This window comes from Paenibacillus sp. OK060 (genome assembly GCF_900101205.1).
In the GTDB taxonomy this organism is placed as follows: domain Bacteria; phylum Bacillota; class Bacilli; order Paenibacillales; family Paenibacillaceae; genus Paenibacillus; species Paenibacillus marchantiae.
In genome coordinates this window covers 1-20,277 of record NZ_FNFR01000006.1, presented here as the reverse complement: position 1 = coordinate 20,277, position 20,277 = coordinate 1, and the positions used below count along the sequence as shown (strand labels likewise).

Genomic DNA, 20,277 nt, shown 5'->3' with positions numbered 1-20,277 from the left:
ACTATATGGGTCTGATCTGGGAATATTTAAAAAATTACATGAAAACACGTCTCACGTACCGCGCCGATTTTTGGGTTGAAATCCTTTCGGATTTGCTGTTCCAGGCAACCAATCTGATCTTTATCTTTGTGGTTTTCCGACATACGGATAATTTGGGCGGCTGGAGTGAGAGTGAAGTCCTTTTTGTTTATGGATATTTTATGGTGCCTTACGGCATCTTCAGTTGCTTTATCAATCTGTGGGGGTTCAGTGAACGGTATATTGTCAAAGGCGAGATGGATCGCATATTAACACGACCTGCGCATAATCTGTTCCAGATTTTACTTGAAAATGTGGACCCGCCTGCACTCGTTGGTTCGTTTATCGGTCTGATCATTATGGTCATCAGCGGTGCGGAGATGGGACTTGTGCTGGAGTGGTGGCATATTCCGGCCCTGATTATTCTTACTATTAGTTCAGTGCTAATCTATGCAGGAATCTATATCACCTTGACGTCGTTATCATTTTATTCGGACGCGCCTACAGGTATCCTGCCATTAATGTACAACATTCAGGGATATGGACGTTATCCGGTAACCATCTATAACCGCGCGATTCAGGTCCTGTTAACGTGGGTCATTCCATTTGCCTTCGTGGGCATTTATCCGGCAGCCCTGTTCCTGGAACGATCCGAAATGCATCGTATGGCGATGCTGACACCTGTGATGGGATTGGTGTTTGGCTCCATCGGTCTTCTGCTATGGAATTATGGCGTGAAGAAGTATCGCGGAGCAGGATCATAACAGATATCCATTGAAAGTATAGACGAGATATAGGAGGAAATGAGATGACATTAACCGAAGGCAAGCTGGCACCAGACTTTGAACTTCCGTCCAGTATGGGAGAGACGGTAAAACTCTCCGATTATCGCGGACAGCGGGTGCTGATATATTTTTACCCGAAGGATATGACTTCTTCCTGCACACAGCAGGCATGTGATTTCCGTGATCGTCATGAGGAGTTCAAGGGATTAAATACAGTTATTCTGGGGATTAGTATTGATCCGATGAAGCAGCACGACAAATTCATTGCCAAATACGGCTTACCATTCATCCTGTTATCCGACGAAGAACATCAGGTTGCCGAGCAATACGGCGTATGGCAGCTCAAAAAGATGTATGGCAAGGAATACATGGGGATGGTACGCTCCACGTTTCTTATTGATGAAGAGGGTATACTGCTGAAGTCGTGGTCTAAAGTGCGAGTCAAAGGGCATATTGAAGCAGCACTTGAGGCTTTGCAGCAACTTTAGGAAGGTAAACTCGTCTGTTCTCTATACAACAAAAAAATGTTCATTTCATAATAAAGGCTGTATTCGCGGGTTATACCGTTAATACAGCCTTTTTATGTGGGCAATCGTTCTGGATGGGATTGATTTTTTCTGTTCTTGCCAAAGCGAATGCGATGAACAAGTAAAAGCAACAGAGGAATAATAAAACTGCAAGTAATGTCCCAATCCACCCATGCAGGCATGATGGTTTCGATATAAAAAATGACATTGGGGGAGATCAGGATGGCCAATGCAAACATGAGCAAGGATGAAGGGAGAATGAGTGGTTTGTATGTTTTCAACTGAAACAGCTGAGCTAGTCCGATAACAAAAGCGAACATGTACAGCAGGCTTTTGAAATAGGTCGCAATTAACCAGGCAGTAGCCATGAAGGCTTCAATTCGCTCAAAGAAGTTACCGATATTAATTTTTTGAGACAGGGTGTACGAAATGAAAATATTATGCTGGGTTAGGAAAGGACCCACAACCATAAGGGAAAACAATAGCAATACACACAGGAGCAGACCTCCGCAGAAAGTGGCAAGCAACAAGTCTCGTTTAAGGTGCGGCCCTCGCATTACATAAGGAAGAATCATAGTAAGCACGAGCAGCTCCCCGAAGGCGGTAAAGGATCCGCGAATAACGGTTTCAATCAAATGAACCCGGCTGATGTTAAAGATAGGCTGCAGATGTGAGACATCTATTTTGGGCAGCAAACCCACGAACAGGAGAACCATAAAAACAAAAACAATAGGAGTCAATAGTTCACTGGTTGCTCCCATGGTTTGCAATCCTTTCATTAGGCCCCAGATCAGGGAACACATGAGCATAATCAAAATGACACGGATGGGGGTCTGGAGGTAGATTTGAGTCGTCATGAAGTCTCCAACTTCCCGGATACAGATGGCAGCGCCTATAGCGAAATAGAACAGGTAACCAGCAGACAAGACTGATCCAATCCATGGACCAAGCAATTTCTTGCAAATTTCGATTAAAGATAGTTCAGGGTAGGTTTGTTGTAGTTTGTACAAAATCCAAATGATAAATAGACCGATGGGCTGACTGAGGAAAGAGCATATCCATGCATCCTGTTTACCCAAGGTTGTGACCAACGAAGGATAGATCAGAATCATATCCCCAACCATGACAAGAAAGGTAAGCAGGGCAAATTGCCGAATGGTAATTTTATCTTTAATTATCATGGTCTCCAGCCTCCTTCCTGACATATTAGAACTCCAGCATTGCCTTATCCCGAAGGCTTGTTTTTCCAACCCTTTTTGAACATATGCACCAACAGTAACAGCCCTGGCAATATAATGCTCAATGTGGTATCCCAATCTACCCAATATGGAACGACGGTAATGACGATGAAGGTCAAATTGGGCGAGACCAGATTGGCAAGGCCAAATATAAGCAATGTTGCAGGTAGGATGAGTATCCGATACTGCTTGAGCCTAAATAGTTCGGCGCATCCGAGGATAAATGCGTACATATACACCATCGCTTTAACATACGTGGAGATGAGCCAGGAAGAAGCCATAATGGCTTCAATACGCTCAAAAAAGCCACCAATGCTAATCTTCTGAGATAAAATAAAGGAAGCATAGATGTTGTGCTGTGTAAGGAAAGCACCTAGAACAAGCAGAGAGATGGTAACCAATATAGCCAGCAACAAGTTGCCAAGTCCTGCCGCCATAAGAACATCCCGAGTTCGGTGAGCCTGTTTTAGCGTGTAGGGAATAATCATCATAATGGGGACCAGTTCACCTACGGGATATATGATACTTATGAGAATACCCTGCAGGATGGGAACAACGCCAGTATCTGTAGCAGGCTTTAAATTGCTGGGATCAATCTGAGGTAGTAGACAGAATGCAAGCACGAGAATAAACACGATAAGGATAGGCATCAGCAATTCACTGCTTCTCCCCATCGTCTCCAGACCATGATATAACCCCCAGCCAACTGTAATAACAAACATCAGAATGATGACTCGAATCGGGGTGTACTGAAAGATTTGGGAAGTTAGGAAATCTCCGACCTCTCGGGTGTGCGTAGAGGCACCTATTACAAAAAAGAATAGGTAAAATGCGGATACAAGACTGCCTGGCCAAAATCCCAGAATGCTCCGTGAAATCTGTATCAGATTTTCCTCCGGATACAGACTGCACAGCTTTAAAAACATGAGCGTGAGGGCCATTCCCAACGGAACCCCGACAAGAGCGCATATCCAGGCATCTTGTTTGGCATAGGATGTGATGACCGAGGGATAGATGAGCATCATATCCCCGACCACCATCATAAAAATGAGGATGGACAATTGTCTTGTTCCGATGCGACCCTGTTCAAGCATAATGTCCCCTCCTTTTTTCCTTAAGTTCCAGTCAAGTGTGCCAGAAATTGATTTACAGGTTCATAGATCCATATGATGAGATAAAGTGGGCTTGGGATTTCCCACAGGTTGGCCGCAAAGACACTGAGAATGGTAGCCAAGAGCAGTAAGACACTGTAAACAGCCAATTCTTTCCATTCCTTGCTACGTATGAGCCCCGGCAGATCGAACCACCCAATGACCCCTGCGGTCACAATGACACTAAGTGTAATTAACACCTGTCTCACTCCCTAATTTGATCTTTGAACGAATCATCCAGTGTACCTACACGTTTGATTTGAACATTGACATCGTAATGAACATCCAGATTTTCCAAATAACTATCCCAATCTTTCTCCACCTTTTTGAAGAACTTGGGATCAGCATGGTAGACCTCTTGCCCGAATCCGAAAATATCAACGTGAAACTTGCGCTGTACCGATTTGATGGATTTTTGCATCAGTTCTACAAGCCGTTCCTCACTGTCCTGTTCCAATTCCTTGAGTACTTTCATTGAACCGATTTTGATTCCACATTCAACGGCACCTATGGAAGATACATTTTTGATTTTAATATTGATTAAAGGGTGATCTGCTACGACTTTTGCTTTCCGTTTGGTCGTTGTACGAAGTGTTTTGAAGGTCACATATCCTTCTTTTCGGCAGGGAAGATGGCTGATTGTGGATACCACATTGTTTCGAATGTAGTTATATCCCTTGGATTCATCCTCGGTTAGCCACCCAATCAGCTTGTCTCCCTTGAATACAGACAGTCCTGTTGAGTTGAGGCTAGCAGGAGCCTTAATGGTCGCAATGTTAGCTTGACTTCCACTTTTCTCAGGTTGACCAACAACCTCCACTCCGGTAATTACAGGCTGTATTCCAGGAGCCAAAATGTATTCCATTAACCGATCCCCAGTTACGGTTGTTGTGGGTGACCAAGTCTTGGTGGATACATCCAATGAATTGAACATCTTCTCCGCAGGTAAATTTTCAAGTGGTGTCAGCACATCTAGCACCTTGGAAGCTGTTGTATTTCGTGCAACCATGACGTAATAGTCAGGACGAACCGTAGGCTCGCGCATTAATGCTTCTGTGATATCATAAATGCCCACTTTGCGAGCATACTCTTCGCCAATGACCATCACGCGGATATGTGCCATGAATATACGACGTGGGCTAGATTCCGTTAACTTTTGAATGGCTTCAAACAAGGTAGGCGCAGAAGCCTGATACTGAGTCACAGGCGTTCCTTTACCTCCTCCTGACTTGGAGGATACTTCATTGGGAACAACCACTTGAGCACTAACCTTAATCATATCGCCATCCTTGTCTACACCAAGACCCAGCATGATGCCAAGCTCATTGAGTTCCTGTCGATCCCAGCATCCGGTAAGGAGAGGGAGCAGAACGGCAAAAGATAGAATCAATTGTAGGCATTTGTTCATACACGTTCTCCTTACCGATTATCGCTTCGTTTTTTTGTTAGCTTGTCTGGTTTCGTTCGCAGTTCCGGTAGAGAGCGGACGGGTTTTCATCCGGGTCCAAGGCACGCGGAATATGGTATCTTTGAGATCCTTCCCGATGTAAGGTGCGAACGGGGACATATAAGACACACCAAAAGATCTTAGACTGCATAGATGGGTTACTGTAATCAGTAGAACCATCAGAATTCCGTAGAAACCAAAGGCAGCAGCCAGAATCATCAGGACAAATCGCAGAATCCGCACAGAAATGGAGAGTCCATTTTCCGGAATAACATAACTGGATATCGCTGTAATGGATACGATAATAACCATGGCAGCCGATACAACGCCAGCATCTACTGCGGCCTGACCAATAACAAGGGTACCTACGATGGAAACGGCTTGACCGACGGTCTTTGGAATACGGATGCCGGCTTCCCGCAAAATTTCATAGGTCAGCTCCATCAATATGGCTTCGATGAATGCCGGAAATGGAACACCTTCTCGCTGAGCTGCCAGACTAATAAGCAGGTTGGTGGGCAGCATCTCCTGATGAAAGGTAGTAATGGCAATATAGAAGGATGGAGCGAGCAGCGCAATAAAGAACGCTAGATAACGAATCATTCGAATCAATGAGCTAATATCGGCCCGTTGGTAATAATCTTCGGGGGACTGAAAGAAATGAACAAACAGAGCGGGAACAAGCAGTACGAAAGGAGTACCGTCTACAATGATCGCGACCCGACCTTCAAGCAGTGCGGCACATACGGTGTCTGGTCGCTCACTGTTATAGACCGTAGGGAAGATCGTACCTGTTTTGTCCTGCACGAGCTCCTCGATATATCCACTTTCCAGAATAGCGTCAATATCAATTTCATCAAGCCTTCGCCGCAGTTCTTTTATAACCTCTTGATCGACGATATGCTCCAGATATACCACGGCTACCCTGGTGTTGGTGACTCGGCCAAGCTCCCTTTCTTCAATCCAGAGATGGGGGTCACGAATTCGTTTGCGGATCAAGCCTGTATTCGTTCGCAAATTTTCATTAAAGCCCTCCATGGGACCGCGAACAACCGTTTGGGAGATGGGTTCGCCGACGGCACGGTCTTCCCAGCCCGCTGCTGCGATTTTCAGGCCTTGATTCGATCCTTCAAGCAGCACAACGGCAAAGCCTGCCAAGAGAGCATCAAGGACGTCTTTCATCTCCTCGATTAATATTACGTTGCTGGCCACCAAGACATCATTCTGGAGATAGATCAGATGCTCATTTTCCGCTGAGAAGTCAGGCAGCTCACGGGTTTGTAACAAGGATTCCAGGATGGAATGATTCACAATCTGCACGTCTACCATCCCATCGATGTACAACATGACAGAAGGCCATTTGTGCAAACACTGCAGAGGACGAATCATCAAGTCTTTGCTATTCCCCATCACCTTCTTACAATAATCCGTATTTTCCGTAAGATTCGGAGATATTCTCTGATCCTGGCTGCTCTGCGCTGTTGTACTCATTCCTTCACCCCTTATACACCCTATATTTGCAAATTAGTATGACCTGGATGAATCAGGATTATCACAAAAGTGTTATTGAATATCCCACAAAATAAAAAAAGAACATGAAAAAAAGGAGCCGCGATATGCAGCTCCTTATTAATAACAGAAGGGTTAACCTGGTGTTCCCACATCTAATAGGCACAAAAACCTCTGCGCTAAATGTGTCTGAATTCAACCCTTGATATTATCGATAGATATGTGAATGGTACCGTTTATTTTTGTCTTTGCCGAATAGCGGCAGGCTTGCGCAACGATCGGGCAGCCAACGCTTTTCGATAACGGTACAGAACGGCTGCAATCAGCAACAGTCCGATCCCCGCCACGATGTAAGGTGCATATTGATGAGCAAGCTGGAACACCGCGTTCCATTGGGGGCCGAATATTTTACCGATGCCCAGGAACAGCATGACCCACAACAGTGCGCCTGAATAGGCATAGAGAGCGAATTTACGAAAGGGAACAGCGGCTATACCCGCAAAATATCCGGTGAAATGTCTCACTCCCGGAATGAAATAACCGATGAAGATCAGGGCATTGCCGTACTTGGCAAACCACTTTTGCGTTTTATCCAGCTTGTCCTGTTTCATTAGAAACCATTTTCCATATCGTGTAATGAACGGCAGACCTGCTTTGGCCCCAATAAAATAAGTGATCGTCATGCCAATCGTCGTTCCCAGAAAAGCAAGGATGGCAAGTATTCCGAAGTCCAGATGACCCTTGTAGGACAGAAATCCTGCATAAGCCATAGTCGTTTCTCCCGGGAAGGGAAGGGCGATGAATTCCAGCAATAAGCCAAAAAACAAAACGCTGTATCCGTAGGATCCAAACAGATGCTGGACCTTCTCAAGCAATTCCAATAGACTTCACTCTCCTGCAGACAGGGTGGGAGGAGATACGTACTCTCCAAGGAGTTTTGTTCACGATCCTACCTGTCCATTATGCTACCTAATCCGAAGCGAAGAATCAATCACGAGCCATCCCAAATTGTGAAAAATTATAAAACAAAATCGCGTCTTTTTTCAGCGCGTCCTCCATATAATTCTAACAAATCTGCTGAAGTCTATCAGCAAATTCACTAGAGACGTTGGAGGTTGATTCGAACATGGTAACACCAATACATACAATTTTATCTGGAAAATGGTCTGTGCTTATAATTCGCATTGTGGTACTGCTGTGTGTATTCGCTGCATCTGCAGGCACAACTTACGCTTCTTCTGTATCGGGGTCTGATGCATCCGCCTCCAAAGAAGATAATCCTCAAGAAAAGGTAGTCTATTTGAGTTTTGACGATGGACCGGGTAACCATACCCGTGAAGTATTGGATATTTTGCGCAAGGAGCAGGTTTTGGCTACATTTTTTGTGCTTGGTGAGCAAGCAGAACGTTATCCTGAGATGATCCGTGCGGTTGTGGAAGATGGACATGCTTTGGGCAATCATACGTTTAATCATAATTATGAACAGCTGTACAGTGATTTCAAAGTGTTCTGGAAGCAGATCAAACAGACTGAGGCGATAGTAGAGCGAATTACAGGATTTCGGCCGAATCTGGTCCGGGCACCGGGCGGTACCTATGGACATTTCGACAAGAGTTATTTTGATTTGCTGAAATTGGGCGGATACACCGTTATGGACTGGAACGTAGACAGTGGTGATTCCAAACGAAAGGGTGTTCCGGCCAAAGAGATCTTACGCAATGCGACCAAGGTGCCTGCCGGGGCACGTTCGGTCATTGTATTGATGCATGATGGAGGCGCTCATGCTGAGACGGTAAAAGCACTACCTGGCATTATCAAGTATTACCAGGATCAAGGTTTTCGTTTTGACACGATGAAGGCCTCGGATCAGCCTGTTCAATTCCGCATCGATTCCAATGGTAAATACAAGTCTCGCAAAGCTCCGGGTAAGGAATGGATCGCAGAAAATGTACAGGAGAACAGCAACCTGTGGTTGGCTGGCAAAGAATTGAAGGTGGAAATTGGCTTGGCAGCAGCCACGTTGAAGCAAGGAGAATTTCGCGTGGAAGATCAGCGGATCATGGTGCCTTTGCGGACCTTTATGAAAAAGTTCGGTGGCAGCGCTCGCTGGAATGCAGAGACCCGGACAGCTACAGCCATATGGAAAGACCGAACCATCCATGCAGACAGTATCAGCGGAGACCTGACAACGAAACGTGCAGACCAGATGAATGACAGAACGACAGAGGGAGTCGTGCAGAGCCAGGGAGGAACGATCTGGGTTCCGCTGCGGGAATTGATGGAGCATATGGGAGTAACCGTTGATTCACTAAAGGCGAATGAAAAGGAATGGATGGTTAAAGCCAGCGTTCCTCTGGCAGCAGCTAACAGTATGTATTTGGATAAATTGATCTGAATAAAGTCGTTCGTACAGGACTATTCTCTCTACTTCCGGGCAACACTGAATCATAGATTAGTATGGTTCAGGAATGCCGATGGATGGAAGGAGATTAGAAGAAATGTCTTATATCCGAATGGAACATGAACATGCCGTAGAATTGCTGAATAGAGTTATGAAGCGAGTTGAAAGTGTGATCATTGGCAAAAAACAAGAGATTCGTTATGTGTTAACTGCAATGCTTAGTGGAGGTCATGTACTTCTGGAAGATGTACCGGGTACAGGTAAAACGATGCTGGTTCGCGCCGTCGCTTCTGCGCTGGATTGCTCCATGGGACGAATTCAGTTCACGTCGGACGTGATGCCGGCAGATGTGACGGGCACGTCCATGTATCATCCGCATACGGGAGAATTCAAGTTTCGACCAGGACCCGTCATGTCCAATATTGTTCTGGCTGATGAAATCAATCGAGCTTCCCCTCGTACTCAGTCGGCACTTCTGGAAGCGATGGAGGAACGACGCATTACGGTGGATGGCACAACCTATGCTTTGCCGCGCCCATTCTTTTTGCTGGCGACGCAGAATCCATTGCAGTTTGAGGGCACCTATCGTCTGCCTGAAGCGCAGTTGGATCGTTTTGTCATGAAGATTGGACTGGGGTACCCTGATCCGGAGCAGGAAGTCGAACTGTTAACCCGGATGCAAAGCAGAGAATTGCTTGATGAACTTCGCCCTGTCATGCTTGCTGAAGAAGTTGTAGCCATGCAGCGTGAAGTAAAACATGTACATGTGGATCCTGTTGTCAAACAGTATCTGGTTGCTGTTGCCGTTGCCTCAAGAAGTCACCCAGCGGTAAGACTGGGAATCAGCCCTCGTGGAACATTGGCCTGGATGGCTGCTGCACAATCGTTTGCTTACCTCCAAGGACGCAGTTATGTCATTCCCGATGATGTGAAAGAGATGGCTGTACCGGTCCTTTCCCATCGCGTTCAATTAAAAGCCCAGAACAGAGCCGAAATCTGGGCACAGGCGCAATTGATTCAGGAAGCTCTGTCATCGGTTCCTGTACCTGTACAGATGGCGGCACAGGGAAGGGGACGGCGTCAATGACTGCGCTGGGTCAACGAATGTTGGGTGCTGTCCTGGTCGTGGCTTTTGCCTCTTTATATGTATGGCATGGCGGGAAAGCCGCGCTATTTCTGTCCATTATAGCGGCCTTGATGCTCGCAAGCGCACTGATTATCCATTTTTTCGGTCCGCGCAATATTAACATTCGGCGGCAAATGCATGCGAATCGGGTTGTGGCAGGTGAAAGAACGCGGGTGGCAGTGGAACTGAAATTCGACTGCCCGATTCCACTGTTATGGATCATTCTGTGTGAGAATACACCTGCCGGTGTACATCGTAAATTACTATTTCCGGGAACCCGTCGCCAGTTTACGTATCAATATGAATTATCGGGTTTGCGCAGAGGTGTGTACAGATGGGAATCAGGCAGATTGTACTGGGGTGATGTTTTCGGATGGAATACGGTCTCCGCAGAGACTGTGAATCATACCTCGCTAATTGTTGTTCCCCAAGCTACGGAATGGGGTGAGAGTAATCCTGGAGAATACTCGGCCGTGGGGGAAGATGCCCTGTCTGAGCGAAGAAGCAGTCAGGGGAATCGCAGTCCTGAGTTCCGGGAATATCAGCAAGGAGACCCACTGGGGCGTGTTCATTGGAAAAGCACAGCCAAAACGGGTCGACTTCAGACTTTTTTGCCTGAAACCTCCGATTCTGTCTCGCTGGGTATACTGGTGTATGAAGGTGCATCGGGTTATGAAATGCGGCAGTCAGAGAAGAGGGATATGCCTGCTTTTGAACGTGCGGTCCGTGCAGCTGCTCGTTGGGTTCATACCGCTGAACGGGACAACATTCCTTATCAAGTGTGGACGGAAGGCGGTGGGTCAGGATCTGCTCTTCGGGAGAAATGGAAACAAGAACTACTGCATTCTCCTGAAAACCATGCGTTAGACAAGCTGGCGCAGGCACGAATTGCCACGGCTCAAGTTGTACCTCCTTCGCTTCGCACAGAGATGTTGGATAGAATGGCGATCGGGTCACGAATTGTGGTTCTCACCGGCAGAATGGACGAAGCTCTTGTGGAGTGGGTAATGTGTGCAATTGGGTTGGGATACAGGGTAGAGGTTCAGTTAACGGAGTTCATGGCTGGAGAAGATCCATCACCTATATCGCGAGCGGAATCCCTCAGCAGCAATATGGCTCAGAAGCGAGGAACTCAAGGTGATGCGACTTCTGATACCACTGTAGTTTCAGAAACAGCACAGTCTATTGCAACAGATCGAACCATTCGTGACATTGGCAATGAAAGTCTGGAACAGCTTCGTCAATGTGGGGTACAGATCCATTGGATCACAGACAGCTCTTTACCTTCAATGAGAAAGGCGGAGGTAACGGATGTGGGAGCATAATGGAAACCCTCAAGCGAACTCCACTGTGGCTGACAGAGGGCATACCGCCAGTTTGGGATTAGAGTCTGTGCATTCCATATATAAAGCGGAAACCATGACATCTGGAGTAGATTTGAAGAGTCATGGCCAAAATTCGGAGCCTCTCCTTTACAGAATCGGTCTTTCTGCCATTTTGCTTATATTGTCCATGGAGTGGATTTATCCGGTTACGTCAACGGGTCAGCAGGGCAGTGAACGATTCTTATCCGTGATGGCAGGATTAACGGCGGCCTTGCTGCTCGCGGGGTTGCTTCGTACGGGCTGGATCACGGGAATACTGATTAGACTCTTCATTGCTCTAGCCGCATTATGTTGCATGTATGGAGGTAATGACCTTGCTGGATGGGCAGTTACCTATCCCACCACTCTTGCTGCCGATATGGGTAGTTTCATGAGTACGTGGCGTTTTCACTCGATTAGTGTGGAGACAAGAGGTCTGCTCATGATGTGCGGTTGGAGCATGCTGATGGCTTCCGTGCAGTCCCTTGTACTGCTGCGACGAAGTGTGATGCTTTTTGGCAGTGCAACATTGGTCTATTTGATGCTGCTTGAATCCTTTGCCGGGCTGGATGTATATGCTTCGGTGATACGTTCTGTGCTGTGGATTCTACTCATCCAGGCCATGTTACAGTTGCTTCGCCTTAATGGCGGGGTCACCACACCGATCTTTAAGCAGAGTCCTTATGGCCGTTGGTGCACGGTAACGCTTGCGGTGTCTGCAGGTATGGTACTTTTCTCAGCGATCCCTGGTCAACTTGCTTCCATTCCTCCAGCGGAACGTATATCCCTTGAGCAGATGGGTGAACGGCTGGCCCGCTGGGCAGGCTATACACAGCACGGAAGTATTCCTGCCACAACCGCCGTCACAGGATATAGTACAGCGGATGCACCAATGGGCGCACCTTTGGTGCAGGGAGACACGATCTTTTTTACGGCGAAAAGTCCGGAAGCTACGTATTGGCGGGGCGAGACCCGTTCATATTATAACGGAAGCACCTGGAGTGATCCTGTGCAGAGCTTTGAGACGGCAAGTCCATCTGGATTGGTGCGTACCGATGGTTGGGAGTATCCAGCCTATTGGCAACGTATTCGTCAAACGGTAACGATGAAGCGAGAATGGAGAGGACCCAATCCCCTCTTTACAGGTGGAATGCCAATCAATCTTTCGTTCCAGGATAAGAACAGGGATAATCAGAAGAATAAACGTTTATTACTATCAAATGAAGATTCCGCCACGTTATGGCTGGCGGCTACCTATGACAATCAACCGGTCAAAAGTTATACGGCAGACATCATGATTCCCGTGGCAACATCTGAACAACTACGCCTTCTGGGAAAGAATTCCAACATGAAAGATCCGGCGGCAATTCGCAGAACGTATTTGCAGCTACCAACTACGCTTCCCGGACGTGTGCAGGCTCTTGCGAAGGAAATCATTCAGGGAAGTGAGAGTCGTTATGATGCCGTGCAAGCCGTAAAGTCGTATCTTGCGGACCACGCCGAATATACACTAGATACCCGTATGCCACCACGAGGAACTGATTTTGTGGACGATTTTCTATTCGTTACACGGGAGGGGTATTGCAATCATTTCTCAACAGCTATGATTGTGCTGCTACGTGCAGAGGGTATTCCGGCACGCTGGGTGAAGGGATTCGGGCCCGGGGAAGCGGATGCGGACGTCTCTGGGCAATACATCGTAACCCAAGGAGATGCACACTCCTGGGTAGAAGTGTATTTTCCAGGTGCGGGCTGGATGCCGTTCGAGGCTACGCCAGGCTTCACCATGACGCAGGGTGAAGGCCAAGATGCCGCTGCGCTCAGCGGGCAGCAGCCCGTTGCCGTAACCCCGCCGCAGACGGACGGCGGGGTAGCTCACGCGGGCGCATGGCTGCTCGCCCGCGCACGGGCCATTGCCGCGCACCCATGGCTCGCGGCAGCCCTTGCGGCAGCGGCGCTGCTGTGCGCCGCCGGGGCCATCCGCATGCGGCGGCTTCGCCCCGCGCTGCGGCTAAGGCTGCTGCTGGCGTGGCCGCGCAGCAGCTTTCCGGACCGCGAGCGGCTGCTCAGCGCCGCCGCTCCGGTCTGGACCGCGCTCGCGCGCCGCTACGGCCCACGGCCGCCGGGAATGACGCTGCGTGAATATGCAGCGTCACCCGCCGTGGCCGCGGGCACGGACGGCGCGGACATCGCGCGGTTCGCAGCCGACTGGGAACGGCTGCTGTACGGGCCGGACCGTCCGCTGCGTGCGGACAGTCTGGAGTTCCTGCGCCGGGCACTTCAACTGGCCCGGCGCATGCAGGCGCTGTAACACGAAGTACAGCGCAGCGCCAAACATAGGACGCCTTTCTCGCCCCATAAAGCGAATGAGGCGTCTTTCCGCGATCATACACCGTGAGCTTATGCGGAAGATCTCTTTTATAATGAAAATAGTGCGTCAACCCTTTTTCTTATATTTCCGATCGGAAATATATATAATGGAGGCGAGAATATTCGACTAAATATTGTAATCTCAGGCGTTGAATATGCCATGTTTTGAGATGTCGAAAAAAGGAGTTTCGCCTTTCCTTGACGGTATGTTTTGTCGTTGCGTATAATTAGTTTCATTAATTGAGGGAGGCTCGGTAATGAATAAGCAAAATGAAATAGTGGTTGTCCTTGACTTTGGGGGCCAATACAACCAGTTAATCGCCAGAAGAATCCGGGATCTGGGCGTATACAGCGAGCTTTTGCCGTATAACACACCGGCGGAGAAAATCGCAGAATTATCACCAAAAGGAATCGTATTCTCGGGCGGACCATCTAGCGTTTATGCAGAAAATGCACCACACGTAGATCCGGCCGTTTATGATCTGGGAGTGCCAATCTTCGGAATTTGTTACGGCATGCAGCTTATGGCGCAACAGCTTGATGGTAAAGTGGAGCGTTCCGAGAAGCGTGAGTACGGTAAAGCGGATATCGAGTTTGCACCAGGTTCTGCTCTTGCACAAGGTATCGAAGGTGAACATACGGTATGGATGAGTCATGGTGACCACGTGGTTGCTCTTCCTGCTGGATTCAAACTGGATGCAGGCACGGAAAGTGCGCCAATCGCAGCGATGAGCAACGATGAGCGCAAATTGTATGCTGTTCAGTTCCATCCAGAAGTACGTCACTCTGTTCGCGGTAATGAAATGATCAAAAACTTCCTGTACGAAATCTGTGGTTGCGAAGGCAACTGGAGCATGGAGACGTTTATCGAAGATACGATCAAGGATATCCGTGAAAAAGTGGGCGATGGTAAAGTATTGTGCGCACTTAGCGGCGGTGTAGATTCTTCCGTTGTGGCTGCATTGCTTCACAAAGCCATCGGTGACCAACTGACATGTATGTTTATCGACCATGGTCTGCTGCGCAAAGGCGAAGCGGAGAGCGTAATGGAGACGTTCGTCGGCAAATTCGACATGAAAGTTGTCAAAATTGATGCACAAGAGCGTTTCTTGTCCAAACTGGCAGGCGTGGATGATCCGGAACAAAAACGTAAAATCATCGGTAACGAGTTTATTTACGTATTTGACGAAGAGTCCAAGCAGTTTGATGATTTTGAATTCCTGGCGCAAGGTACACTGTACACGGATATCGTGGAAAGTGGCACAGCGACAGCTCAAACCATCAAATCCCACCACAATGTGGGCGGATTGCCTGAGGACATGAACTTCAAGCTGATCGAACCACTGAGTGCCTTGTTCAAAGACGAAGTGCGTAAAGTCGGCGAAGAGTGCGGTCTGCCAGAAGCAATCGTATGGCGTCAGCCGTTCCCAGGTCCGGGCCTTGCTATCCGTGTACTTGGCGAAGTAACGGAGGACAAGCTCAAAATCGTTCGTGATTCGGACTACATCCTGCGTGAAGAAATTATCAAAGCCGGTCTTGATCGCGAGATCTGGCAATACTTCACAGCCCTGCCTAACATGAAGAGTGTTGGGGTTATGGGTGACGCGCGTACGTATTCCTATACTGTAGGTATCCGTGCTGTAACATCCATCGATGGTATGACAGCTGACTGGGCGCGTATCCCTTGGGACGTATTGGAGAAAATCTCCGTGCGGATCGTTAACGAAGTGGATAACGTAAACCGTATCGTGTATGACGTAACTTCCAAACCACCAGCAACGATTGAGTGGGAATAGAAGTTATCTTTACAGATCTAATAAAAAGGGATCGGAGTTTCCGTCAAAGGAGCTTCGGTCTCTTTTTTCTTTTCATTTTGTGTTTGCACCAGACGTTATTTATAATTTGATCTACGATAATCAATGGACCAACCAATAGATATTACGAAGAAGAAACTCTGTAAGGAGGAATAATAGCGGATGAAGGAAAGAATCGAACTCAACTCGGGATGGACTCGTGAGGAGGTTGTCGCATTTACGGCTCATCCTGAGCTAAAGATTGTTCAATACAGCGAGCACAATATCCCGGATGTGAACCTGATGCAGATATTGAATGAGGAGCTGTTTGCCAACAGACCCGATGTTACTTTTCGCATATATGGCTTTCATTCGCAATCTGGCGACTTGTCTGGTCTAAGATATATGAACCATTTAGAAAAGCTTGTGATTGATTGTAATAGACGCGTTCATGGGATTGAGGGCTTAGGTGAAATGCTAAGGTTAAAAGAATTTGCTTTTGACGTATTTGAAGCGGAATCTCTTGATGTATTAACACTTGTACCTAACACTTTAGAGCAGCTCCACATCGGCAAAACTAAAACAAAGAAAACCAATTTGTCCGTACTTAACCGCTTTACCGAGCTTAAAACGCTGAGTGTGAATGGTCATACAACTAACATCGAAACGATCGGAACATTGTCTTCACTTCGGTCCCTCTATGTTTCGGGAATGCCATTAAAGGAATTGGGATACTTAAAAGATTTAACGGGTTTGTGCGAACTTCATCTCAGTTTTGGTGGAGCAGAGAATCTGGATAGCCTTGCGGAAATGGAATCCTTGCAACTGTTGAAGCTCCTAAGGGTGAAAGGATTATCTGACCTATCCGTATTGCCTGAATTGAAGGGATTGCGCTTATTAGGGATAGAGGACCAGCCGCATCTAACAAGTCTACCGTCTCTTGAAAATCTGACTGAATTACAGCGTGTTTACCTGAACAATGTGAATGTGGAGAATATTGAATGGGCAAAGACTTCCAAAAGCCTGAAAGAGCTCGCTCTTCTGCAAATGAAACATATTACCGCCGAAGATATTGAATCCCTGATTCATGATAAATCCTTGGAAAGAATGATCGTTCATTTGAAAAGTGGCAAACAGCAAAAAGTGGCGAAGCAGGCGATAATGGCAGCAGGCATATGGGATGAGAGCGGATGGTGGTATAACGATGAATCTCTGAATATTTAATTTCATTTTTAAGTTCGTTTCATATTATTTTCATGTCGGGCTTGTACACTAAGTACAGAATACGGCTATATGGCAACTGAAAGGAGAATTGAATGTATGCGTAAAACCGACAATATGAGCAAATGGAAGATGGGCATTGGAAGTGCGTTTCTGATGGTGATGCTGGCAGGATGCGGCTCGGGTATGCAGGACTTGGCTCTTGGTGCGGGAGATTCTTCATTTGTGAATTTAGAGGCAGCAGATTCATCTTCCGATCAAGCACAGAATCAGGAATTGTCTGAGGGATCGACCGATAATACAGGTCAGGAACAACAGCAGGCACAGGACGTGCGTCAGACAGAGATTTAGAATATATGGCATAGGACCTATCATGCAAAAAAATGAACTAGTAACCGTAGCAGACTGCTCTCTATACCTAAGCTTTTTGAATATCCAAATACATGATCTTCATCACATAACCATCTTCTCGGTAACGGTAACCTATGAAGCTACCGCAATCAAAGTGTGCCTGCCACCTTTGATTGCGGTAGCTTTTTGATTTGTGAAACCTCAGTTTAATTTGGGTGGTAAACCGCTGAACTGGTTCATTTTGTTAAATAATACGAACGATTTATATGATAAGTGATAATAATATTCGTTTTTCTCATTGACAAACTAGAGGTAACCCTCCTAAAATAGTGATTGGAAACACACAAATAGCGCATACTACTTCGTATAATCCCGGGGATTGGCCTGGGAGTCTCTACGAGATCACCCTAATGATCTGGCTACGAAGAGGAGAAGGCTGAGCACATGAATTCTACATGATTGCGTCGGGCATGACATCACGCACATTAGAATTTTTTTTGTTCTCCCTAATTGGCACCGTGCCACTCCTCATCAGTTAAAACCCTGGGTGATGCATTCATCTCAGGGGTATTTGTCGTTTTTCAAAAGGCTTCAACATCTCTAAGGGGGAATTATTGAATTATGGATCGTTTCTTTAAATTAAAAGAAAACGGAACGAACGTTAGAACGGAGATTGTTGCGGGTCTTACTACCTTTATGACAATGGCGTACATTCTTTTCGTAAACACGTTGTTCTTGGGATCAGCCGGAGCCGGTATGTCGGACAATGCAGTATTTTTTGCAACAGCCGTGGGTGCTGGTCTGATGACCATCATTATGGGATTGTTCGTTAACATTCCGATCGCCCTTGCACCAGGTATGGGTTTGAACGCTTACTTCATGACCGTGGTTCTGAGTTCCAACGGTGCGATTTCCTGGCAGGCAGCTCTCGGAGCCGTATTTATCTCTGGTATCGTGTTTATTATTTTGACAGTAACCAAAATTCGTCAAATGCTGCTCGTTGCAGTTCCAGACTCATTAAAAATGGCAATCACAGTTGGTATTGGTCTCTTTATTACCATTGTAGGTTTCAAACTGGCTAATCTGGTCGCTGTAACAGTCAATGTTGCACCTGATGCAGATCTGAGCCAACCGATTCCTGGCAGCAGTTTTAATCTGTCTTTGGGTAATTTCATCACTCATCATGATGCGTTACTGGCACTGATTGGACTGCTCATTATTGCTGTACTGATGGTTATGCGCGTCAAAGGTGCACTGCTAATCGGTATCATTGCTACAACGTTGATTGGTATCCCCATGGGCGTTACGAATCTCAGCGGTTTATCCGGTGCAAGCTGGTTGCCTAACTTCAGCGATCTGGCGGTTGGACAACTGGACTTGAAAGGTGCAATTAGCCTTGGATTGTTTGAAATCATCTTCATCTTCACCTTTGTAGAGCTGTTTGACACATTTGGAACAATGGTGGGTACAGCAACACGAATGGGGATTATGAAGGATAAGAAGAAAGGCGAGAAAACAATTGGTAAAGCAATGCTCGTGGATGCAGTGGGTGTAAGTGCAGGGGCTGCACTGGGTACAAGTACAATTACCGCATTCGTTGAAAGTGCCTCAGGCGTCGAAGCTGGTGGACGTACAGGTCTGACCTCTGTAACGACAGGTATCCTGTTCATCCTGGCTTTGTTTATTGCTCCACTTGCATTGGTTGTTCCGTCCGCTGCAACAGCTCCGGCGTTGATCATCGTGGGTGTCTTGATGATGAATCAGGTTCGTAGCATTGAGTGGGATGACTTCCTGCAAGCTTTCCCGGCGTTTCTTACCATCGTATTGATGCCTTTCACTGGAGGAATTGCAAACGGGATTTCTGCAGGGATTGTATCTTATGTAATCCTGGCCGTATTCGGTAACCTGGTTACCGATCGCAAAGTGAAGATACACTGGCTTATGTGGATATTGGCTATCATTGTTATATGTCGGTATGTATTTATAGGTGGGGAATAAAGGTTTGACTGAATGGATTGGGTCAGATACTTATGATGTTTTTATTATTGTACAAATGAAAAGAAGCGGAAGCCTTGGTACATTAACGGGGCTTTCGCTTTTTTGTTTCTTCTATATATGTAGCATGAACTTTGACTTTCTTCTTTCTTCTATATATAAAGGAGGAACATACATGAGTTATGATTTGATGATTTTTTATCCAGCCAAGAGCTCCATTTGATAAAGCGTCGTTTATGAAGATGGTATAGTGAGCATACAAAGTAGTCGAAAGTGGTCGGAGGAGCATTCCTATTCGGGCCTTTCTTTCTATGAATGAGGACGATGATGTATTTGAAGCGATGGAAGGAGCGGGAACAGATAATCGATTAACAGAATACTCGCTTGGAAAAGAAGTGATTTATGCTGCATTCGCATGGTCTGTTGCGTAAGATGCCTGTAAATTGATGCGTGAGTTGACTAAGAAGCATAACGTTGGTTTTCTTTGATGTAAGCGGATCGAATGGTGAGATCATCAGGACCTAATGTGGACACTAAAATAGCAAACTTGAAAAACAGCACGACGAGAATTAAATAGCAGCTGGATATAGCCAGTTTGAAAGACACTCTACTATATATAATAGAAACTAGTGTAGTATGATGAAACTGCAGTTCTCCGAGATTAGAAAGATAATTGCTGATGAGGGATGAGTATCGTATAAGGTATAAATAGGAGTAGAGAGGAAGAAGAGAACCCCTCACAGATAAATTGAAAATAAAGCTTGCATTCGAAATCTGTACATGGTATATTCTAATTCCGGCCAAGAAAACACGAGAAACACGGTGCGGCAAGCGAATGAAATAAGCTTCGAAAGAAACTTAAAAAAAGAGCTTGCAAAGTTGGTTTGGATGTGATAAGATATAAAAGTTGCTGAGGTGAACAACACGCGGCAATGAAACAAGTTTGATCTTTGAAAACTGAACAACGAGTGAGTAACGATC

At 46.5% G+C, this 20,277-nt stretch carries 16 protein-coding genes and 1 riboswitch; of the genes, 10 read left to right on the top strand and 6 right to left on the bottom strand.

Features of this window, described 5'->3' with window-relative positions; genetic code table 11:
• The first annotated feature begins 5 nt into the window (after nucleotides 1-5).
• On the top strand, nucleotides 6-782 hold the full coding sequence (locus BLS14_RS21610) for an ABC transporter permease (RefSeq protein ID WP_170867911.1): 777 nt from the start codon (nucleotides 6-8) through the stop codon (nucleotides 780-782).
• A gap of 44 nt (nucleotides 783-826) precedes the next feature.
• Nucleotides 827-1,291, top strand: coding sequence for a thioredoxin-dependent thiol peroxidase (gene bcp / locus BLS14_RS21605; protein WP_090953910.1), 465 nt, complete (start codon nucleotides 827-829; stop codon nucleotides 1,289-1,291).
• A gap of 92 nt (nucleotides 1,292-1,383) precedes the next feature.
• Here the strand turns inward: bcp and BLS14_RS21600 are convergent, their stop codons facing one another.
• From BLS14_RS21600 to BLS14_RS21575, 6 genes are all read right to left on the bottom strand, one after another.
• A complete protein-coding gene (locus BLS14_RS21600; protein ID WP_072734827.1) occupies nucleotides 1,384-2,511 on the bottom strand; it encodes a GerAB/ArcD/ProY family transporter in 1,128 nt (375 codons plus the stop codon).
• 44 nt (nucleotides 2,512-2,555) lie between these two features.
• Entirely contained in the window at nucleotides 2,556-3,662 is a 1,107-nt protein-coding gene (locus tag BLS14_RS21595; protein WP_063568171.1) for a GerAB/ArcD/ProY family transporter, read from the bottom strand.
• Between the two features lie 20 nt (nucleotides 3,663-3,682).
• Nucleotides 3,683-3,919, bottom strand: coding sequence for a hypothetical protein (locus BLS14_RS21590; protein WP_063568172.1), 237 nt, complete (start codon nucleotides 3,917-3,919; stop codon nucleotides 3,683-3,685).
• Between the two features lie 5 nt (nucleotides 3,920-3,924).
• The gene (locus BLS14_RS21585) at nucleotides 3,925-5,127 is read right to left on the bottom strand and encodes a Ger(x)C family spore germination protein (RefSeq protein ID WP_063568173.1); all 1,203 of its coding nucleotides are present in this window, start codon (nucleotides 5,125-5,127) and stop codon (nucleotides 3,925-3,927) included.
• Between the two features lie 18 nt (nucleotides 5,128-5,145).
• Nucleotides 5,146-6,657: a spore germination protein gene (locus tag BLS14_RS21580; RefSeq protein WP_063568174.1), complete on the bottom strand. Its 1,512-nt coding sequence runs from the start codon at nucleotides 6,655-6,657 to the stop codon at nucleotides 5,146-5,148.
• A gap of 254 nt (nucleotides 6,658-6,911) precedes the next feature.
• On the bottom strand, nucleotides 6,912-7,556 hold the full coding sequence (locus tag BLS14_RS21575) for a DedA family protein (RefSeq protein WP_063568175.1): 645 nt from the start codon (nucleotides 7,554-7,556) through the stop codon (nucleotides 6,912-6,914).
• Nucleotides 7,557-7,801: 245 nt separating this feature from the next.
• On the opposite strand from BLS14_RS21575, the gene BLS14_RS21570 reads away from it, so the two are divergent.
• The 8 genes from BLS14_RS21570 to BLS14_RS21535 all read left to right on the top strand — a co-directional run bounded on the left by BLS14_RS21570 (nucleotide 7,802) and on the right by BLS14_RS21535 (nucleotide 19,299).
• Nucleotides 7,802-9,070 (top strand): polysaccharide deacetylase family protein, encoded by a 1,269-nt coding sequence (locus tag BLS14_RS21570; protein WP_090953908.1) that lies wholly within the window; start codon nucleotides 7,802-7,804, stop codon nucleotides 9,068-9,070.
• 103 nt (nucleotides 9,071-9,173) lie between these two features.
• Entirely contained in the window at nucleotides 9,174-10,163 is a 990-nt protein-coding gene (locus tag BLS14_RS21565; RefSeq protein ID WP_090953906.1) for an AAA family ATPase, read from the top strand.
• Nucleotides 10,160-11,527, top strand: coding sequence for a DUF58 domain-containing protein (locus tag BLS14_RS21560; RefSeq protein WP_090953904.1), 1,368 nt, complete (start codon nucleotides 10,160-10,162; stop codon nucleotides 11,525-11,527). The genes BLS14_RS21565 and BLS14_RS21560 overlap by 4 nt, the downstream gene beginning before the upstream one ends.
• Nucleotides 11,514-13,877, top strand: coding sequence for a DUF4129 domain-containing transglutaminase family protein (locus tag BLS14_RS21555; protein ID WP_090953902.1), 2,364 nt, complete (start codon nucleotides 11,514-11,516; stop codon nucleotides 13,875-13,877). Before BLS14_RS21560 ends, BLS14_RS21555 begins: the two co-directional genes overlap by 14 nt.
• Before the next feature lie 316 nt (nucleotides 13,878-14,193).
• On the top strand, nucleotides 14,194-15,732 hold the full coding sequence (gene guaA / locus BLS14_RS21550) for a glutamine-hydrolyzing GMP synthase (RefSeq protein WP_090953900.1): 1,539 nt from the start codon (nucleotides 14,194-14,196) through the stop codon (nucleotides 15,730-15,732).
• A gap of 180 nt (nucleotides 15,733-15,912) precedes the next feature.
• On the top strand, nucleotides 15,913-16,953 hold the full coding sequence (locus BLS14_RS21545) for a leucine-rich repeat domain-containing protein (protein WP_090953898.1): 1,041 nt from the start codon (nucleotides 15,913-15,915) through the stop codon (nucleotides 16,951-16,953).
• A gap of 96 nt (nucleotides 16,954-17,049) precedes the next feature.
• A complete protein-coding gene (locus BLS14_RS21540) occupies nucleotides 17,050-17,301 on the top strand; it encodes a hypothetical protein (RefSeq protein ID WP_072734818.1) in 252 nt (83 codons plus the stop codon).
• A gap of 342 nt (nucleotides 17,302-17,643) precedes the next feature.
• Nucleotides 17,644-17,743: riboswitch (purine riboswitch) on the top strand.
• A 179-nt stretch (nucleotides 17,744-17,922) separates the two neighbouring features.
• The gene (locus tag BLS14_RS21535) at nucleotides 17,923-19,299 is read left to right on the top strand and encodes an NCS2 family permease (RefSeq protein ID WP_063568417.1); all 1,377 of its coding nucleotides are present in this window, start codon (nucleotides 17,923-17,925) and stop codon (nucleotides 19,297-19,299) included.
• Nucleotides 19,300-20,277 lie beyond the last annotated feature (978 nt).